Origin of the sequence: Acinetobacter sp. UBA6571 (assembly GCF_002434085.1) — a bacterium.
Taxonomy (GTDB): domain Bacteria; phylum Pseudomonadota; class Gammaproteobacteria; order Pseudomonadales; family Moraxellaceae; genus Acinetobacter; species Acinetobacter radioresistens.
Genome location: NZ_DJJJ01000061.1, coordinates 21,160 through 38,247, shown reverse-complemented (window position 1 = coordinate 38,247; position 17,088 = coordinate 21,160). Strand labels below are relative to the sequence as shown.

Genomic DNA, 17,088 nt, shown 5'->3' with positions numbered 1-17,088 from the left:
CATGACATCTTTTCGGAAAATAACTAGCATGAGTAAAACAGAAGCTGACTAACAAACTGATAAAAGGAAATAAGACATGCAGCATGATGCCGATCTGGAATTATTCCGTGATAACTTTAGACGTTTTATGAAAGAGCATATTGCACCCCATTATGAACAGTGGGAGCGTGACGGAATCATGCCACGGCATGTCTGGAACCTGTTAGGTGAAAATGGCTTTCTCTGTGTAGATGTACCTGAGGAATATGGCGGCTATGGCGTGCCTACCTATTATTCACTGATGTTGGTAGAAGAGTCAGCCCGGGCTGGTTATAGTTCACTATCGACAGGTATATCCTGTCATTCAGAAATTGCTGCTCCTTATATTCTGAATATTGGTAGTGAGGAACAGAAGCAGTACTGGTTACCTAAAATGGTGAGTGGTGAAGTGGTGGGTGCAATTGGCATGACTGAACCGGGGGCTGGTTCTGATTTGCAGTCAATGCGAACCAACGCAATTTTGCAAGATGACAGTTATATATTAAATGGTTCCAAAACCTTTATTTCTAATGGGCAGCACGCAGATCTGGTAGTATTGGCTGCTAAAACCGATCCACAAGCCCGAGCTAAAGGTGTTTCGCTTTTACTGCTTGATACCCATCTGGATGGTTTTAAGAAAGGAACCAATCTGGACAAGATCGGTTTGCATTCACAAGATACCTCAGAGATGTTCTTCGATAATATTAAAGTACCCCAAAACCAGTTACTTGGTCAGCCGGGGCAAGGCTTTGCTTATCTGATGCAGGAGTTGCCACGCGAGCGTACTGCGATAGCTGCTACTGCTCTGGGTGCTATACGGGGCAGTATTGATGTAACTACAGCTTATGTTCAGGAGCGCCAAGCTTTCGGTCAGCCGATCGCTCAATTCCAGAATACCCGCTTTGTACTGGCACAGGCCAAGATTGATGAATTGGCTACAGCTGCATTTTATGAGCGAAATGTAGAGCTCTATCAGCAGGGCCAGCTCGATGTTGCTACAGCTGCCGCTTTAAAAAGTTTTAGTACCGATATGCAGATGAAAGTTGCTGACAACTTGCTTCAGCTGTTTGGTGGTTATGGCTATATGTCCGAATATCCGATTTCACGTTTCTTTGTAGATGCCAGAATCCAGCGGATTTATGGTGGTACCAATGAAATCATGAAAGAGATCGTGGCGCGTAGCCTGCTTGGAAAATAAAGATAAGATAAAAAAGCCTGCTTCCGCAGGCTTTTCTATTTTAGTGGCGTGAAATTAAGCACTCTGCAATTGCTGTTGTAAATTACGAAGCTCGGCCCGAAGGATTTTACCTACCGTTGACTTGGGTAATTCAGGTAAAATTTCTATCACTTTTGGAACTTTGTAGGCGGTAAGATGCTCTTTGCAGTGCGCCAGTATTTCATCAGTGGATAGAGACGGATTACGTGTAGCGATATAAGCTTTCACAGCTTCGCCAGTCTGTACATCTGGCACCCCAATAACCGCCACTTCAATAATGTCCGGATGCTCGGCAATGACTGCTTCGATTTCATTTGGATAAACATTAAAACCTGAAACCAGTACCATATCTTTTTTACGGTCCAGAATATAACAGAAGCCATCTTCATCGAGCTGGGCAATATCACCTGTATGTAACCAGCCCTCTACAAAAGTGTCAGCACTTTCTTCCGGCCGGTTGAGATAGCCCTGCACAATATGCGGACCTTTTACACAGAGTTCGCCCGCACTACCGAGAGGGACTTCATTTCCCTGAACATCTACAATTTTAATTTCAGAACCAGGTAATGGAAAACCGACAGAACCTTGACGAATTATGCTAATTGGAGGATGCAGCATGGCTGCGCAACTGGTTTCAGTCATGCCAAACCCTTCAATAATATTACCTATTTTAGCTTTCCAGTGTTCAGCTGTAGCTGGTCTTAGTGCTGTTCCGCCAGAAATGGCACAAGTGAGCTCTGGCGGATTTTGCACAAACCAGTCTTCAGCCAGTAATCCTGCATATAATGTATCAACTCCGGTCAACCAGGTAATCTTAAACTGTTCAAATGCCGGCCTTAAATTGCTGACAGGACGCGGTGAAGGAACCAGAATATTATGCGATCCGCCTTCAAAGAACATCAGAAAATTAACACTGAATGCAAAAATATGATAAAGCGGAATAGCAGTCAGAATACTGTCTTGCTGATTAAAAGCTGAATTGTGCGCACGCAAATAATCTCCGGTCATGCGTACCAAGGACAGTAAATTCTGATGCGTAATAATCGCCCCTTTACTGCGACCTGTTGTACCGCCTGTATATTGATACAGCGCGATTGCGGTCGTCTGTGATTGTAATTCAGGTAGCTGTTCTGCTTTTTTAAAAACTTGTGAAAAAGAAAAGTAGTCAATGCTTGGTGTTAGCGAACGTCCCTGAGCTTCGGCGTCTGTTTCTATTTTTTTAGCAATCAGCGCCTGATACGGCGCATCAAAAAAGTCACTTAAACTCGCTGTAATCAGCGCAAGAGATTTAAGATCATTATTTTTCGCAATTACTTTTTCAAAAGTAGCTAAGAACATGTCTGAAACTATTAAAGCTTTTGCCTGACTGTCGTTAAGCTGATACTCCAGTTCGCGTGCGGTATAAAGCGGGTTGATATTGGTAATAATAAGGCCAGCTTTCCAGCAGGCAAAAACTGCAATTGGATAATGCAGACAATTTGGCATCTGCAAGCCTACAACATCACCTGGTTGTAATTGAAGCTCATGCTGGAAGTAACGTGCCAGCAAGTCAGAATAATACTGAATCTGCTTAAAACTTAATGTCTTTGCGAGGCCCGTAGGCAGAACCAGACTAAATGCAGCCGCATCTGAAAAATCATGCACTGCTTTATCAAACAGCTCACTTAAATTTTGTGGAATGGATGTGGCATCAAATTGATAGTCTTGCAGGCTGGCTGGCAAGTTCTTTTTCCATGGGCGTTGTGCATAAATCATTTATTATTCCTTTTAATTGTTGATTCAGTCTGTACCTGACCTGTTATTAAAATTATAGAACTATCAAACTTTCACAATGATTAAATCTGCCAATACAAAGGCATTCTATTAAATAGAAGTAACTTGATTTTTGAATAGGTCAAATACTCAATATAAGAGACTCACATTAAAAAAAATGAAATAGAATACAGATATTTGCTTATAAAAATAAAAAATTGAAGTATTTATACTCGACAGCCAGACTGAGATATTAAAATAAGCTAACTGGCAAAATACATCAGCCGATAACTTTTCTTTGAAATAACTTTTATAAGTTGATGGAATTAAATTAAGAGCCAATACACATTACATATCTGTTTTCCAAATCATCCACAGTTCTTTTTATAAAAAGAGCCAGAGTATTAAGGCTAAGAAAATTTAACGAGGTGTTCCAAAGTAGCAACTGGCTGTTTTTGCATCTATTTCAATCAAAGTCAGATTGCGCAACATTTAAAAGCTAACTATTGTTATACTAATTTGTATACATGTTTTCCAAGGGCAATATAACAATGGGTCATGATGATCAGAAAAATTCATCCTCTTTCAATCTGGAACAGATCCGTAATGAAATCGACTCTGTTGACCAGCAATTACAAGAGCTGATTAACCGCCGTGCCAGCCTGGCCGAAGCGGTTGCAGAAGCAAAGTTTGCTGCTGAAGAAAACCCGTTGTTTTATCGCCCTGAACGTGAAGCACAAGTCTTGCGTAAAGTTATGGAACGCAATGATGGACCTTTATCAGACGTAACCATGGCGCGCTTGTTTCGTGAAATCATGTCTGCCTGTCTCGCTCTTGAAGCACCACAAAGCATCGCTTTTTTAGGGCCGGAAGGTACCTATACCCATTCTGCCGTACTGAAACATTTTGGACAGGATGCCTTGGTTCGTCCAATTGCAACGATTGATGAAGTCTTTCGCGAGGTAGAAGCAGGTAGTGCCCATTATGGTGTAGTACCTGTTGAGAACTCGTCTGAAGGTGTTGTAAACCATACATTGGACTGTTTTAGAGGTTCAAGCCTCAATGTAATTGGCGAAGTAGAACTTCGTATTCATCATCAGTTTCTGGTATCTGAAAATACCCGTAAAGACAGTATCAAACAAATCTATGCCCACCAGCAAACACTGGCACAGTGTCGTCATTGGCTGGATGCACACTATCCGGGCGTTGAGCGGGTAGCGCTGAACTCGAATGCAGAAGCTGCACGTCGTATCCGTAACGAATGGCATTCAGCTGCAATTGCTTCTGATATTGCGGCCAGTTTGTATAACCTTGAAATTATGCACAGCAATATTGAGGATAATCCTGAAAATACTACGCGTTTTCTGGTGATTGGCCGTGAGAAGATTCCACAAAGCGGTAATGATAAAACTTCACTATTGATTTCTGCTCATGACCGTGCGGGTGCCTTACTGGAAATTCTGGCTCCATTTGCCAAGCACAACATCAGCCTGACCAGTATTGAAACCCGTCCTGCATTGCCAGAAAAATGGGCTTATGTATTCTTTATCGATCTGGAAGGCCATATCGAGCAGGAAAATGTTGCGGCAGCAATCGAAGAAATCCGTCCAATAGTTAAAGAACTGCGTGTACTGGGTTCTTATCCGGTTGCTGTACTATAAAGCTGAGACCTGTTAGATCATGGCAGTAGTAGTTTTTATATTACTGCCATATACCAAAAGTTCAGAGAGTGATGAATAAAAGAATAAAAATTGAGAAGCTATTTTTATTCGAAAAAATTTGAAACTCTTCCCGATACTTGAAATATTAAACACTTGAAACAAGGCAAAAGCCCTTGAGGCAAAACTGAAGTTATGTCCCAACCCCTGTTTGAAAAAGTTGCATTTATTGGCCTTGGGCTAATTGGTTCAAGTCTGGCCCGTGTAATTGTGGCTCAAAAGCTGGCCCGTCACGTGGTGGCCGCGACCCGTTCTCAAAAAACACTGGAAGATGCCAAAGCTTTGGGCCTGATTGAGCAGGGCTATAGTGATCCTGTAGAAGCAGTACAAGGGGCAGACCTGATTGTTCTGGCTTTACCAGTACGTGCTACCCAGAAAATACTTGAGCAGATCAAACCTCATATTTGCGCACATACTATCCTGACAGATGTCGGCAGTACCAAAGGAAATGTGGTAGAGGCAGCCAAAGCAGTGTACGGCACCCATCTGCCGCCCGGTTTTGTACCGGGCCATCCGATTGCAGGAAGTGAGCATACTGGTGTCTATGCTGGTAAAGTCGATCTGTTTGCCAATCACAAGGTCATTCTGACACCTTTGCCAAGTAGTGCCAGCTGGGCGGTTGATAAACTGATTGAGCTCTGGGAAGCTGCGCAAGCAGAAGTTATCTGCATGGATGTTGAAAAACATGATGAAGTTCTGGCACATACCAGTCATTTACCGCATTTGATGGCATTTAATCTGGTCGAGCAACTGGCCAGCCGTGAAGATAACCTGGACATCTTCCGTTATGCAGCCGGTGGTTTTCGTGATTTCTCGCGTGTGGCCGCCAGTGACCCTCAAATGTGGCATGACATTTTTTTTGCCAATAAAAAAGCAATTTTAAATGCAGTAGATGGCTTTGAACAGCAGCTCGGCATTATTCGAAAAATGATTGAAAATGAAGACTCGCAGGCATTAATGGGCTTACTGGGACATGCTCAGGCTGCGCGTCAGCACTTTAACCACATGTTAGCCCAAAAACCGTTGATGGAGAAAAACAAGGTGACACAACAATTTACCATTCTGCCGGGAAACAAGACTTTTCAGGGTAAATTTACCGTACCTGGTGACAAGTCCGTGTCTCATCGCTCTATCATGTTTGGTGCAATTGCCGAAGGTACTACTCATGTCACAGGCTTTCTGGAAGGTGAAGATGCGCTAGCTACCTTACAGGCTTTTCGCGATATGGGCGTAAGTATTGAAGGCCCGAAAAATGGTGAGGTTACCATTCATGGGGTGGGTATGCACGGACTTAAGGCTCCGGCAAGTGCACTTTATATGGGGAATTCAGGAACCAGCATGCGTCTGCTGTCTGGCATGCTGGCTGCACAGAAATTTGATACGGTCATGACTGGTGATGCCTCTTTATCCAAACGTCCAATGGAACGGATTGCCAAACCCTTACGTCTGATGGGCGCCCAGATTCAAACCACAGGTGAAAAAGGTACACCGCCGGTCAGTATTAGTGGTCAGCAAAAATTGCACGGTATTCATTATGATTTACCAATGCCTTCTGCTCAGGTAAAGTCAGGAATTCTGCTTGCGGGATTATGGGCTGAAGGTGAAACTTCGGTTACTGAACCTGAGCCAACCCGTGACCATACCGAGCGTATGCTACGTGCTTTTGGCTATGAGGTTAAAACTGAAGGCCATAAAATTTCACTTATAGGTGGTGGCAAACTGGTCGGTACAGAGATTCAGGTACCTTCAGATATTTCTTCCGCAGCATTTTTTATGGTGGGGGCCGCCATTACTCAAAATTCGGATGTACTTCTGGAAGCAGTCGGTATAAATCCAACCCGTACCGGAATTATCGAAATTCTGAAACAGATGGGAGCTGATCTGACAGTTGAGAATGAACGCATTGCGGGGGGTGAGCCAATTGCTGATATTCATATCAGAGGTAGCCGGACGCTCAAGGGGATACATATTCCTGAAGACCAGGTTCCACTTGCAATTGATGAGTTCCCGGCACTATTTGTTGCGGCAGCTTGTGCAGAAGGACAAACAGTACTGACTGGTGCTGCCGAACTGCGGGTAAAAGAGTCTGACCGGATTCAGGTAATGGCTGACGGCCTTAAAACTATGGGCATCGACTGCACCCCGACTGAAGATGGAATCATCATTGAAGGTAAAGGAAAAAGTGGAGACTGGTCGGCTGTCTTTACTGGCGGTGAAATCGAATCACATCATGATCACCGGATCGCTATGAGCTTTAGCATGGCAGGACTGCGAAGTTCAGGAACAATTAATATTATGGGAACTGAAACGGTAGCCACCAGCTTCCCGACCTTTACTGAACTCGCTAATAAAGCCGGGCTTGCCATACAGGTTAGTGAATAAATACGAATAAAGTTTAAGAAAAATGTTGTTTTTGTCTAACAACAGTCAAGTGAATGCTTGGCTGTTGTGCGTTTATTGCTTATGCTAAATCCATACAACAAGAAAGCATTTCAGGACAACGCCAATGAGAACCCTACAATTTACTGCCTACTGTGCTGAACATCAACAAACTGATCATATACAAGATGAATGCCGTATTGCCCAAGAATATGTAACTGACCTTTTATCTAAGCGTCTTGTTCAGCATGGCTTTGAGGCTAGCCGTAATGAGCCTGATAAAATTGCGGTAAGTGTAGAGAGTCATCCTCTACCTATTTCTGTGACATGTGAATCTGCCCAAGATGGAGAGGGGCATCTGGTTTGCAGGATTAATGCACATGCTGACGAAGAACAGGACTGGTTTGAAAAAATTGAAATGCAGAGTGTGATTAAACAGTTGGGGCAGGCTATTGAAACCACATTAAAAAATGATGAGTCATTTAGCCAGTTCGAATGGAAAAGCTAAACTTTTGACTCATCTAAAAAGGCCCGAAATTAATATATACCGGGCCTTTATTTATTTTTTATTCAACGATTAAAAAACGAGAAATCGCGATACGTAACTGTTTTAAATAGCCCGTAAAAAAGTGATTTGCTCCCGGCAGAATAGTAATCAGATGCTTTTGTGGCGTAGCCCAGCTAATAGCATCCGATAACAAGGTGATTTCATCCTTTTCACCATGAATAAACAGGATATCTCCCTGAATTTCAGGCGTTTTATAATGACGCAAGCCGGCTACAGTATTGGTAGGCAGACCACATAAAATCAACTGTTTAGGCTTCTCTACTGCTGGCAAGGCATCATAAGCTTTTGCCATCACGTGAGCACCAAAGCTGAAGCCACCTGCATAAAATGGCAAATGGGAGTGTAGGGCACGAATATGTTGTAGTACCGCTAAAGTATCATCTGTCTCGCCATAGCCTTCATCATGTGTTCCGGTACTTTGCCCTGAACCACGAAAACTTGGACGATAAACCACACAGCCACGTTCAGATAAAATCTGGGCTAAAAGTGCAGGAACCTTATGTTGAGGTGTGCCTCCCTGAAGAGGGTGAGGGTGGCAAACGAGGGCATATCCTTTTACTTCGCCTTGGGGATAATCAACAAAAACTTCAATTTGCCCCACCGGACCTTGAATAAAGATTTGCTCGGACATAGTACAAACGATAAATAGCAGGAGAATCGCGTATTTTAGCGATTAACTTCAGCAAAAACACAAATTGGCATTAAAATAAGTCGACTGTTATAGTTTGATTAATTATTTTTTGACCAGGTTGTTTATGTTAGCTCTAATTTCCCCTGCCAAGACCTTAGATTATGAATCTGCATTACCTACCGATGAACATACTTTACCAAGACTGCTTGAGCACTCACAAGAACTTATAGACTTTTGTCGTAAACTGTCTGCTTCAGAAATCGCCAGTTTGATGAGTGTTAGTGAGAAAATAGCCCAATTGAATACTGCGCGTTTTCAGGATTGGACACCAGAATTTAATTTTGGTAATGCCCGACAGGCTATTTTTGCTTTTAAAGGCGATGTATATACCGGTCTGGATGCCTATAGTCTGAAACACAACAATCTGAATTTTGCCCAGCAACATTTGCGAATGCTATCGGGTCTATATGGCTTGTTAAGGCCACTAGATTTAATGATGCCTTACCGTCTGGAAATGGGTACCAAACTGCAAAACAGCCGTGGACATAACCTGTATGAGTTTTGGGGAGACCTTATTACCCAGCAGATTAATCAGGAACTGACTGAACACCAGCATAACTATTTAATCAACCTTGCATCAGATGAATACTACAAGGCAGTGCAAGAAAACAAAATACAAGCTGCTATCATTAAACCGATCTTTCTTGACCAGAAGAATGGTAAATACAAAATCATCAGTTTTTATGCCAAAAAAGCACGTGGCCTGATGGCACGCTTTATTATAGAAAACCAGTTAACCAAGCCAGAAGATTTAAAAGCTTTTAATAGTGAGGGTTATTATCTGGACACAGTAAATTCAAGCGCTAAAGAACTAATTTTTAAACGTGATGAGCAATCTGTTTAAATATATTCTCACGTATAGAATAACCAGTATTCGAATTATGGCTATTGGTTATTTATAGAATAAGTTTTCATCAAAAAATAAGGTAAAAGTCCGGCTGAGCTAAGAAATAGGAATACTAATTTATGCAACCTAAGCTAGAAAGACTTAAGCAATACTGGCAAGAACTTCAACAGACTAATGCATTGTATTTATCAGACAGCCTGCTTCAGAAATTAATTACTGCCTATCAGGAACCTCAGCGTTATTATCATACACTTCAACATATAGAAGAATGTCTGGACTTATACCAGCCTCTAAAAATGTGCGTGAATGACCCCTTGGCTGTTGAGCTGGCGATCTGGTTTCATGACGTGGTTTATGAGCCAAAATCTGATCAAAATGAATTAAAAAGTGCCGAGTTAATGAAACAGAGTCTGGCACCTTACATGACTATTGATCAAATCTCTAAAATTTACTCGTGGATACTGGCAACACAAACTCATGAACTGTCTGAAGATGACGATCTGGACCTTAAAACCTTGCTTGATATAGACTTGGCGATTTTAGGTAGTAAACCGTCCCGTTTTGCTGAGTATGAGCAGCAGATTCAACAAGAATATGCCTGGGTGTCAGAGGGTATATATCATGAAAAGCGCAAAAAAGTTTTATCTCATTTTTATCAAGCCCATCCGTTATTTAAAACTGAATATTTTCAGGATAAACTGGAAAATCAGGCAAAAATTAATCTTGAAAAAGTTTTAAAGGCTAATTAAAAGGCTCCCGGAAGGGGAGCTTTTTAACCACAAAAAATTTACTGGGTCTGACTATTATGCTGAGAGCTATCGCGTGTTTCACGCTCTTGTGCAGGGTCAATTACCCGTGATTCGCCAGTGGCTTCATTTGCAGCCTGTCCCGCACCCTCACTCACTTCTTTAGTAGCTACTGCAGTTGCATTAGCGCCTTTTTCCATCGCTATGGTTGCACCTTTGGTAGCCTGACTGGTCTCATCGAAACCAGCTTTAGTTGCATCCTTTAAACTTTCACCTACGCCATCTGAAGGGGCTTCCATCTGGTCCATGGGTTTAGCCATGGCATTATCTTTCGCCATATCCGAAGACTTTTCTTTATCACACCCAACCAAGAACAAAGCCGAAGTCATGCCTAAAGCAACTACCAGTTTATTTAAGTTTTTCATGTATACATCCTTCTAATTTTTTCAACTTTTCTTCACTATTCAAATCTAAACATAAAGAAGGGTGGTATTACGACTCAGCTTTGTTGAAAAGTTGTAAGAGTTGTTATCTATTAGATTTTTTAGATAAAACTTAGATATAAAAAAGCCCTCAATGTAAGGGCTTTTTTATATTCAGTACAATATTACTGTGAACTGCCAGTTCCGCTGGTACCACCAGTTGTACCTGTGGTGCCAGTAGTTCCCGTATTAGTCATGGTATCTGTTGTACCACCAGTTGTGGTACCTGTAGTTGCACCAGTTGTATCTGTAGCGGTGCCTGTTGTAGCCGGATCAGCCACTGTGCCAGTAGTATTGTCTAATCGCTCGCCTGCGGTATTATTCATATCCATAGTAGAGTCTGTTGTAGTTGTGCCAGTAGCAGTCGAATCGGTGGTTGTACCAGCAGTCGCAGCATGATCATCAGCTTCTGGAGTTTTATTGTTATTACAGCCAACAATGAGAACTGTAGAAGCTAAACCTAACGCAGCAATTAACTTTTTCATTTATTTTCCTTCCTTTTGTTGATTAAAAAACATTCAGGAAAATATAAGCATAAAGAAAAGTTGTAATAAAGACTACATATTGTTGAGGACTTGTAAGATATATATAAAAAAAGCATATTCTTGTAAGGAATATGCTTTTTCGCATTAAAAAATTACTGACCGGAGCGGATAATGTAATCAAAAGCAGAAAGCGACGCTTTTGCACCTTCACCTGTAGCAATGATGATCTGCTTGTACGGTACCGTTGTACAGTCACCCGCCGCAAATACACCTTTTACATTGGTCTCGTTACGCTCATTCACCACAATCTCACCGCGGTTACTCAGCTCGACTTCTGACCCTTTCAGAAAGTCAGTGTTCGGCAGCAGACCAATCTGTACAAAGATACCCGCCAGTTCAATCTCCCTGTCCTCTCCAGATACCCGGTCCTGATAACGCAGCGCAGTCACCTGTGAGCCGTCTCCCACCACCTCGGTGGTCAACGCAGACTTGATTACTGTCGTGTTCGGCAAGCTCGCAAGCTTGTCCTGCAATACCTGATCTGCACGTAAAGTATCAGCAAATTCAAGCAGAGTCACATGCTCAACAATACCGGCCAGATCAATCGCTGCCTCAACCCCGGAGTTACCGCCACCAATCACCGCTACCCGTTTGCCCTTGAACAGCGGACCGTCACAGTGCGGGCAGTAGGCAACGCCACGGGTCGCATATTCCTGCTCGCCCGGTACATTCATCTGTCTCCAGCGCGCACCGGTAGAGAGAATCACTGTTTTAGATTCCAGTCGGGCGCCATTGTCCAGAGTCACTTCAACCAGACCATTGGCCGTTTCTTCTGCACCTTTAATGCTGGCAACTTTCTGCAGGTTCATGATGTCGACTTCATACTCACGCACATGCTCTTCCATGGCCGCAGCAAACTTTGGCCCCTGGGTTTTGGTGACCGAGGTAAAGTTTTCAATATCCATGGTGTCCATCACCTGTCCACCGAAGCGTTCAGCCACGATCCCGGTACGAATACCTTTACGCGCTGCATAGATGGCAGCAGTATTCCCGGCTGGGCCACCACCAATCACCAGGACATCAAAGGCTCCCTTGGCATTAAGTTTCTCTGCATCTTTGGCCGCCGCACCGCTGTCCAGCTTGGCAATAACCTCTTCCAGGGTCATACGTCCCTGACCAATGTGCTGGCTGTTCTGGAACAGCATTGGAACCGCCATGATCTTGCGCTGTTCGACTTCTTCCTGAAAGAAGGCCCCGTCAATCATAGTGGCAGTGGTGCCCGGGTTATAGATGGCAATCAGGTTGAGGGCCTGTACCACATCCGGACAGTTATGACAGCTCAGTGACACGAATACTTCAAAGTCAGCAGTCAGGTTGAGCGCTTTAATCTGTGCCAGTACCTCGTCAGAGACTTTGGGAGCGTATCCGGAAACCTGCAACAGGGCCAGAATCAGCGAGGTGAACTCATGCCCCATCGGCAGGCCGGCAAAGAATACCCGGGGCTGCTCACCCACTTTGGCCACACCAAAGCTTGGGCGGCGGCTGTGCTGGCCATCAAGGCGTGCAGTCACCTGATCAGACAGGGCGGCAATTTCATTGACCAGCTCTTTGATTTTATCTGACTTGTCAGAGCCATCTAGAGAGGCAACCAGTTCAATCGGGCTTTCCAGACGTTCGAGTAATGTTTTAAGTTGTGCTGAAGTATTTTGGTCTAACATTGCTAACTTCTCCAAAGGAGTCAATATTAAGGAATGAATTGATGATACTGCAAAGCCATTAATAGGTGAAACAATATGTTTTTATAAATACAATCGGTTTTAAGAATTGTGATTAAAGAACAGAGCCGGTTTTTCGGGCCTGTTCTGATCTTGTTTTTCATGACTTAGCTGTTTAGGCGGTGTGTAATTCGCTCGGTTCTCAGTTGCAGACGGCGAGACAGTAAATAAAATATCAGGCTTAAAACAGCGCTCATTAAACTTATAGCTATGATTATAATATTTGCCCAATATGAAAGCTGTTGAGCCTGTCTTACCTGTGGCTCAACACTTTGAGCTAACGGTGTTAAAGCCTTTCCATAAACCTGGTGCTGCATGATCCAAAGCTGTTCTGGTTTAAAACCATACTCAATAAAGTCTGGATCAGTCTTCTCTGCTTTGACCAGTTCCACTATATAGGGAATAGCTGTATTTTTATCTGCAGGCTGGTGCAATAAGGCCGTTTGCGCGAGTATATAAGCTTGAACCGGTTTTTCTACATTTTCCTCAGCCAAGTAGTGTGCAATCGCACTATCTTGAATATTACGCTCATAATGTACCAGCTCATGCGCAGCTTCTTTTTCTTCATTGTTTAGGTCATATTGCACATAAGTCAAACCTGACCAGATAATGATAAATGCAATGAGCCATCCAACGAATTTTAAAATAAATGACTGAAAGCGAATATAAAAAAAATGAAATTTTCTGAGAAAATAAACTGTGAAAAATGCACCAAAGAAAGCTGCAAACAGTTTTAAGAATAACCAGCCAAACCATGACAGTAAATTAAAAAAATAATCGTGCTGTGGTGCAAGATCTGTCAGGCTAGCTTCGAGAGTTAAAGGTAAATGTAGTTGTTCTACTTGTTGAGAAAGACCAAAAAAACTATAGATAAAATTCTGCTGTAAAAATATGGCAACCACACTTGCAATAAATAAAGTACTGGTCGTTACGCAAAGCAGCATTACTTTATGCTGACGCTTTTTCAATACCAGCATTCCTGTTTCGATCTGTTTAGAACTCAACGCATATTCATCTAAAGGTGGCAAATAATATCTCCAAAGATTAATCAGGTATACTTAGGCTATTAATATAACAAAAACAGCTTAAGGTTTATTTGTCCCCGAATTTGATTCAAGCACAAGCTGATTCAGATTATCTTGTAACATACGCAAGCGGCTGGTAGCTTCCTGACGTTTTTGCATACCTTCTTTCTGTACCTGAATCACATCATTTACTGTTTTAATGAGGGTATTCTGAACATGTTCAAGGGTTTCAATATCAATGACTGACCGCTGGTTGGCTTTAGCAGTATCTACAGAGTTCTGATGCAAAAGCTCTGCGTTACGGCGTAGTAATTCATTGGTTGCATCATCAATACTATTGGCAAGCTGTACACTATTTTTCTGCTCGTTAAGAGAGATAGCCAAACTAATCTGGTTTTTCCAAGCGGGTAAGGTAATGTTTTTAATGGCATAGAACTTGTCCACCAGCATCAGATTATTGGACTGAATAATCCGGATCATTGGCAAAGTCTGCATAGCAGATTGCTGTAAAACCTGAAGGTCACTGATACGTTTCTCCAGATTATTTGCCAGATGATTTAAATCATAAATCTTTTGTGTAATCGGCTGGTCTTGAGGCTGTTCACTGAGCTTAGCGATTTGCTGCTGAATATCTTGCTGTTTAAGTTTTCCCGCAGCGACATAAATACCCAACTGCCTATACTCATCCTGTACCCCATTAAACATTTTATCCAGTGTATCAACCCGGGCTTTTAGCCCGGTCTGTGAAATTTCAATTTCTTTTACCAGAACATCAATCTGCTCTTTAGTAGTATGAAACTGCTGGTCAAAGTTCTGTTTGGCACCTTTAATCTTACCCAGCAAATTACCCAGAAAACCTGAACTTTTGGGTTTGTTTAAAATGCTGGAAGTATTCAGCTGCTGAGCAACCTGTACTACCTGATTGAGTTTCTGGCCGGTAGCATCAAGGTCTTTGTTCTGGACTAAATCTAGCAATTCATCCGTATAAGAAGAGGTTTTAGTCGCAATATTTTTCCCATATTCAGCGACAGTATGATGACTCATATCATTTAGCTCTTTATGGGCATTCTGGACTTCTGTAAAGTCTGAATCCTTTAACCCTATTTCCTGTAAATTTAGTTGCTGAAAATCCTGCTCCGATAAGTCTCTCGAAGTAACTATCGTTAAATCATTTTTTTCCAGATCGGCCATAATTCACCCTGCTTCGGTTTACTTTAATGTTTCTCTAAAGACTTCTTCAATGTTCTGATCAGATTTTCCCGGCTATTATCCAGCTTCTCTAATTCTGCATCAGAATGCTTTAAATTTGTCTGCTGCACATGGTATTGCCAAGCAGGAATCAGTACTTGCTGAGCTTCCTTAAACCGGTCTAAAAGACTAAAAGAAAGCTGCTGTGAAAGACGTATTTGTGTAATGGCAATATCATTACCTGCCTGTAACATTTGTAATGTATTAATTTTTTTAGATAATCTTTCTGCAAAATTATCTAATGGATGCTGGTTTTTAATAAAGGCTGGATATTCATTAAGAAACTCCTGTGCAGCTACAATATATTTCGCCATTTGTTCCCGTAAACCCAGTAATTGCTGAAAACGCGCCTGTGATTTCTGAATCTCAATCTGTAACTGTTGACTCAAATGATCAGCCTGAGCAAGTAACCGGTCCAGATTTCTATAATATTCCACCTGCCTTGATTGATACTCGATATCAATTCCCAGCCATTTCTGTAATGCATTGAAATTACGTTTTTTCAGATATTTTTTAGAGTCAGCTAAAGCCTGAATCAGCTGTTCAATAGTCTGGCTTAACTGCCGGGTTAATTCAGGGTCTACTCCATTGAGGAGTACGGACTGTGCCTGAACCAGATGCTCGGCATAATGATTTAACCGGTATTGATCATGAATCAGAGGAACCAGATCATTGCGTTTTATGATCAAAGTTTCTTGAGGAGTAACCTCAATCTTGGACAATGGAATGAGTTCTTGGAAATGCTGCATATAGACGCCGGGTATCGCCTCAAACAGTAAAATAGACTGATAATAAAATAACAGAACAATATGAAGTGAAGCTGAAAGCTATATTTTCAATTTAAACCAAATCTTTCAGACTACAAGCCGAAATAGCAGTTTTTACGTTTAAGTTTTGTCATAGTTAATTGAATAACTACAAAGAGTAATGCCGTGAAATTTCACGGCATTTGATCTAACGATAATCACCCTCTCGCTCAGGCTGATACAGTACCTTTTCAATTTTTACTTTCATAAGGTGACCATCAGGTTGCGGCCATTCAATTTCCTGGCCTTCTGCCAGCCCTAAAATAGCAGCACCTATAGGAGCAAGTACATTGACTTGTCCTTTATCACCGCGAAAATCATGCGGATAAACCAGCTGGATTTCAGTCGGTTCAGTTGAAGGGGCTATCGTGATCAGCACTCGGGTATTCATGCTGACCACATTAGCCGGTATTTCATGTGGCTCCACTACTTCAGCCCGAGCAAGTTCATCTTCCAGATGTTCTATAGTCTGAGTCATATGAGATTGATGCTCGAGCATGGTTTCAAGACGATGCAAGTCCTGTGAAGAAATAATAATATTTGGTTTAGCCATATAAACTGACTCCTTCCATTTTAAATAAATATTGCAACGCTATAGATGTATATTTTCTGGTCTAGAAATAATTAATTACTTATCAGAAAAGTATTTTTCCACCCTATTGTTTTTTATAAAACAACAAAAAGCTCCCCTTAAGAGGAGCCACAAAACATATAAAATGTAAAGAATGAAAAAAGTTATCCTTTACTGTATCCAGTTAAATGAAGAACGCTAACCTTTAAACAATAAGTTAAGCCTATTCATAGATGTAACATCTTAAACCAAGTTTCTCAACCATTTAATTTATAGCTTCTCAAATACTGATATAAGTTACCGAAATTAAACTTATACTTTTGGCTTACTATTCCACCACAATCATATATTTTCTTTTATTATTTTCATCCTATACTTTTTTAATCTTCCCCAAAATAAAAATGAATATGAAAGAAAAAATTCTTATGATTGTTTTTTTATCTTTATCAATCGCAGCTTGTCAAAGGCAGCCACAAGAGACAGACACGGCTCAACCATTGAACTCCAGCTCTCCTCTCGCCGCTCAGCTTGATCAGGCAGGTGAGAAAATTGGAAAATATCTGGATCAGTTAGACAATCCTAAGACCTCTCAACAAAAACGGATACAGATTTTATGCAAAGATTACCCTACCGTATATAAAACTGAATATATGCCTGCATTACTCAAACTACATTCAAATGAATATACCCCTGAAGGTTTACTTTTTGATCTGGATATTGTCTTAGACTTTTATAAAAAGGGCGCGAATATAAAATGCTAG

Annotated in this window: 16 protein-coding genes; 7 read left to right on the top strand and 9 right to left on the bottom strand. The window is 41.7% G+C overall.

Features of this window, described 5'->3' with window-relative positions; translation table 11 throughout:
- The first annotated feature begins 76 nt into the window (after positions 1-76).
- A complete protein-coding gene (locus tag B3X18_RS12840) occupies positions 77-1,216 on the top strand; it encodes an acyl-CoA dehydrogenase family protein (RefSeq protein WP_005019587.1) in 1,140 nt (379 codons plus the stop codon).
- 54 nt (positions 1,217-1,270) lie between these two features.
- Here the strand turns inward: B3X18_RS12840 and B3X18_RS12835 are convergent, their stop codons facing one another.
- Positions 1,271-2,989: a long-chain-fatty-acid--CoA ligase gene (locus tag B3X18_RS12835; protein ID WP_005026707.1), complete on the bottom strand. Its 1,719-nt coding sequence runs from the start codon at positions 2,987-2,989 to the stop codon at positions 1,271-1,273.
- A 548-nt stretch (positions 2,990-3,537) separates the two neighbouring features.
- On the opposite strand from B3X18_RS12835, the gene pheA reads away from it, so the two are divergent.
- The 3 genes from pheA to B3X18_RS12820 all read left to right on the top strand — a co-directional run bounded on the left by pheA (position 3,538) and on the right by B3X18_RS12820 (position 7,591).
- A complete protein-coding gene (gene pheA, locus B3X18_RS12830) occupies positions 3,538-4,647 on the top strand; it encodes a prephenate dehydratase (RefSeq protein ID WP_005026705.1) in 1,110 nt (369 codons plus the stop codon).
- A gap of 192 nt (positions 4,648-4,839) precedes the next feature.
- Complete coding sequence (locus B3X18_RS12825; protein ID WP_017400983.1) at positions 4,840-7,086, top strand: bifunctional prephenate dehydrogenase/3-phosphoshikimate 1-carboxyvinyltransferase; 2,247 nt, start codon at positions 4,840-4,842, stop codon at positions 7,084-7,086.
- A 124-nt stretch (positions 7,087-7,210) separates the two neighbouring features.
- Entirely contained in the window at positions 7,211-7,591 is a 381-nt protein-coding gene (locus B3X18_RS12820; RefSeq protein WP_034671246.1) for a hypothetical protein, read from the top strand.
- Positions 7,592-7,649: 58 nt separating this feature from the next.
- Here B3X18_RS12820 and B3X18_RS12815 read toward each other — a convergent pair whose 3' ends face one another.
- Positions 7,650-8,282, bottom strand: coding sequence for an alpha/beta hydrolase (locus tag B3X18_RS12815; RefSeq protein WP_005406466.1), 633 nt, complete (start codon positions 8,280-8,282; stop codon positions 7,650-7,652).
- Between the two features lie 124 nt (positions 8,283-8,406).
- Here B3X18_RS12815 and yaaA point away from each other — a divergent pair, with 124 nt between their 5' ends.
- Entirely contained in the window at positions 8,407-9,186 is a 780-nt protein-coding gene (gene yaaA / locus B3X18_RS12810) for a peroxide stress protein YaaA (RefSeq protein WP_034671248.1), read from the top strand.
- A 122-nt stretch (positions 9,187-9,308) separates the two neighbouring features.
- Entirely contained in the window at positions 9,309-9,938 is a 630-nt protein-coding gene (locus B3X18_RS12805) for a hypothetical protein (RefSeq protein WP_005026697.1), read from the top strand.
- Positions 9,939-9,976: 38 nt separating this feature from the next.
- Here the strand turns inward: B3X18_RS12805 and B3X18_RS12800 are convergent, their stop codons facing one another.
- From B3X18_RS12800 to rnk, 7 genes are all read right to left on the bottom strand, one after another.
- Positions 9,977-10,360, bottom strand: a complete 384-nt coding sequence (locus B3X18_RS12800; RefSeq protein ID WP_005026695.1) for a hypothetical protein — start codon at positions 10,358-10,360, stop codon at positions 9,977-9,979.
- Positions 10,361-10,542: 182 nt separating this feature from the next.
- Positions 10,543-10,902 carry a hypothetical protein gene (locus B3X18_RS12795; protein WP_005019597.1) on the bottom strand — a complete coding sequence of 120 codons (360 nt, stop codon included), beginning with the start codon at positions 10,900-10,902 and terminating at the stop codon, positions 10,543-10,545.
- Between the two features lie 152 nt (positions 10,903-11,054).
- The gene (gene ahpF, locus B3X18_RS12790) at positions 11,055-12,620 is read right to left on the bottom strand and encodes an alkyl hydroperoxide reductase subunit F (RefSeq protein WP_105919087.1); all 1,566 of its coding nucleotides are present in this window, start codon (positions 12,618-12,620) and stop codon (positions 11,055-11,057) included.
- A gap of 164 nt (positions 12,621-12,784) precedes the next feature.
- Entirely contained in the window at positions 12,785-13,705 is a 921-nt protein-coding gene (locus B3X18_RS12785; RefSeq protein ID WP_005026745.1) for a hypothetical protein, read from the bottom strand.
- A gap of 57 nt (positions 13,706-13,762) precedes the next feature.
- Positions 13,763-14,893 carry a toxic anion resistance protein gene (locus B3X18_RS12780; protein WP_005019543.1) on the bottom strand — a complete coding sequence of 377 codons (1,131 nt, stop codon included), beginning with the start codon at positions 14,891-14,893 and terminating at the stop codon, positions 13,763-13,765.
- Positions 14,894-14,916: 23 nt separating this feature from the next.
- Positions 14,917-15,699: a hypothetical protein gene (locus B3X18_RS12775; protein WP_005026748.1), complete on the bottom strand. Its 783-nt coding sequence runs from the start codon at positions 15,697-15,699 to the stop codon at positions 14,917-14,919.
- Positions 15,700-15,904: 205 nt separating this feature from the next.
- Positions 15,905-16,309: a nucleoside diphosphate kinase regulator gene (gene rnk, locus B3X18_RS12770; RefSeq protein WP_005019540.1), complete on the bottom strand. Its 405-nt coding sequence runs from the start codon at positions 16,307-16,309 to the stop codon at positions 15,905-15,907.
- A gap of 419 nt (positions 16,310-16,728) precedes the next feature.
- Between rnk and B3X18_RS12765 the strand changes: the two genes are divergently transcribed.
- Positions 16,729-17,088: a hypothetical protein gene (locus B3X18_RS12765; protein WP_005026751.1), complete on the top strand. Its 360-nt coding sequence runs from the start codon at positions 16,729-16,731 to the stop codon at positions 17,086-17,088.

Excerpts from the sequence above, each read along its gene's own strand:
- B3X18_RS12840 (WP_005019587.1), top strand. The coding sequence starts at position 77 with ATGCAGCATGATGCCGATCTGGAATTATTCCGTGATAACTTTAGACGT.
- B3X18_RS12835 (WP_005026707.1), bottom strand. The coding sequence starts at position 2,989 with ATGATTTATGCACAACGCCCATGGAAAAAGAACTTGCCAGCCAGCCTG.
- pheA (WP_005026705.1), top strand. The coding sequence starts at position 3,538 with ATGGGTCATGATGATCAGAAAAATTCATCCTCTTTCAATCTGGAACAG.
- B3X18_RS12825 (WP_017400983.1), top strand. The coding sequence starts at position 4,840 with ATGTCCCAACCCCTGTTTGAAAAAGTTGCATTTATTGGCCTTGGGCTA.
- B3X18_RS12820 (WP_034671246.1), top strand. The coding sequence starts at position 7,211 with ATGAGAACCCTACAATTTACTGCCTACTGTGCTGAACATCAACAAACT.
- B3X18_RS12815 (WP_005406466.1), bottom strand. The coding sequence starts at position 8,282 with ATGTCCGAGCAAATCTTTATTCAAGGTCCGGTGGGGCAAATTGAAGTT.
- yaaA (WP_034671248.1), top strand. The coding sequence starts at position 8,407 with ATGTTAGCTCTAATTTCCCCTGCCAAGACCTTAGATTATGAATCTGCA.
- B3X18_RS12805 (WP_005026697.1), top strand. The coding sequence starts at position 9,309 with ATGCAACCTAAGCTAGAAAGACTTAAGCAATACTGGCAAGAACTTCAA.
- B3X18_RS12800 (WP_005026695.1), bottom strand. The coding sequence starts at position 10,360 with ATGAAAAACTTAAATAAACTGGTAGTTGCTTTAGGCATGACTTCGGCT.
- B3X18_RS12795 (WP_005019597.1), bottom strand. The coding sequence starts at position 10,902 with ATGAAAAAGTTAATTGCTGCGTTAGGTTTAGCTTCTACAGTTCTCATT.
- ahpF (WP_105919087.1), bottom strand. The coding sequence starts at position 12,620 with ATGTTAGACCAAAATACTTCAGCACAACTTAAAACATTACTCGAACGT.
- B3X18_RS12780 (WP_005019543.1), bottom strand. The coding sequence starts at position 14,893 with ATGGCCGATCTGGAAAAAAATGATTTAACGATAGTTACTTCGAGAGAC.
- B3X18_RS12775 (WP_005026748.1), bottom strand. The coding sequence starts at position 15,699 with ATGCAGCATTTCCAAGAACTCATTCCATTGTCCAAGATTGAGGTTACT.
- rnk (WP_005019540.1), bottom strand. The coding sequence starts at position 16,309 with ATGGCTAAACCAAATATTATTATTTCTTCACAGGACTTGCATCGTCTT.
- B3X18_RS12765 (WP_005026751.1), top strand. The coding sequence starts at position 16,729 with ATGAATATGAAAGAAAAAATTCTTATGATTGTTTTTTTATCTTTATCA.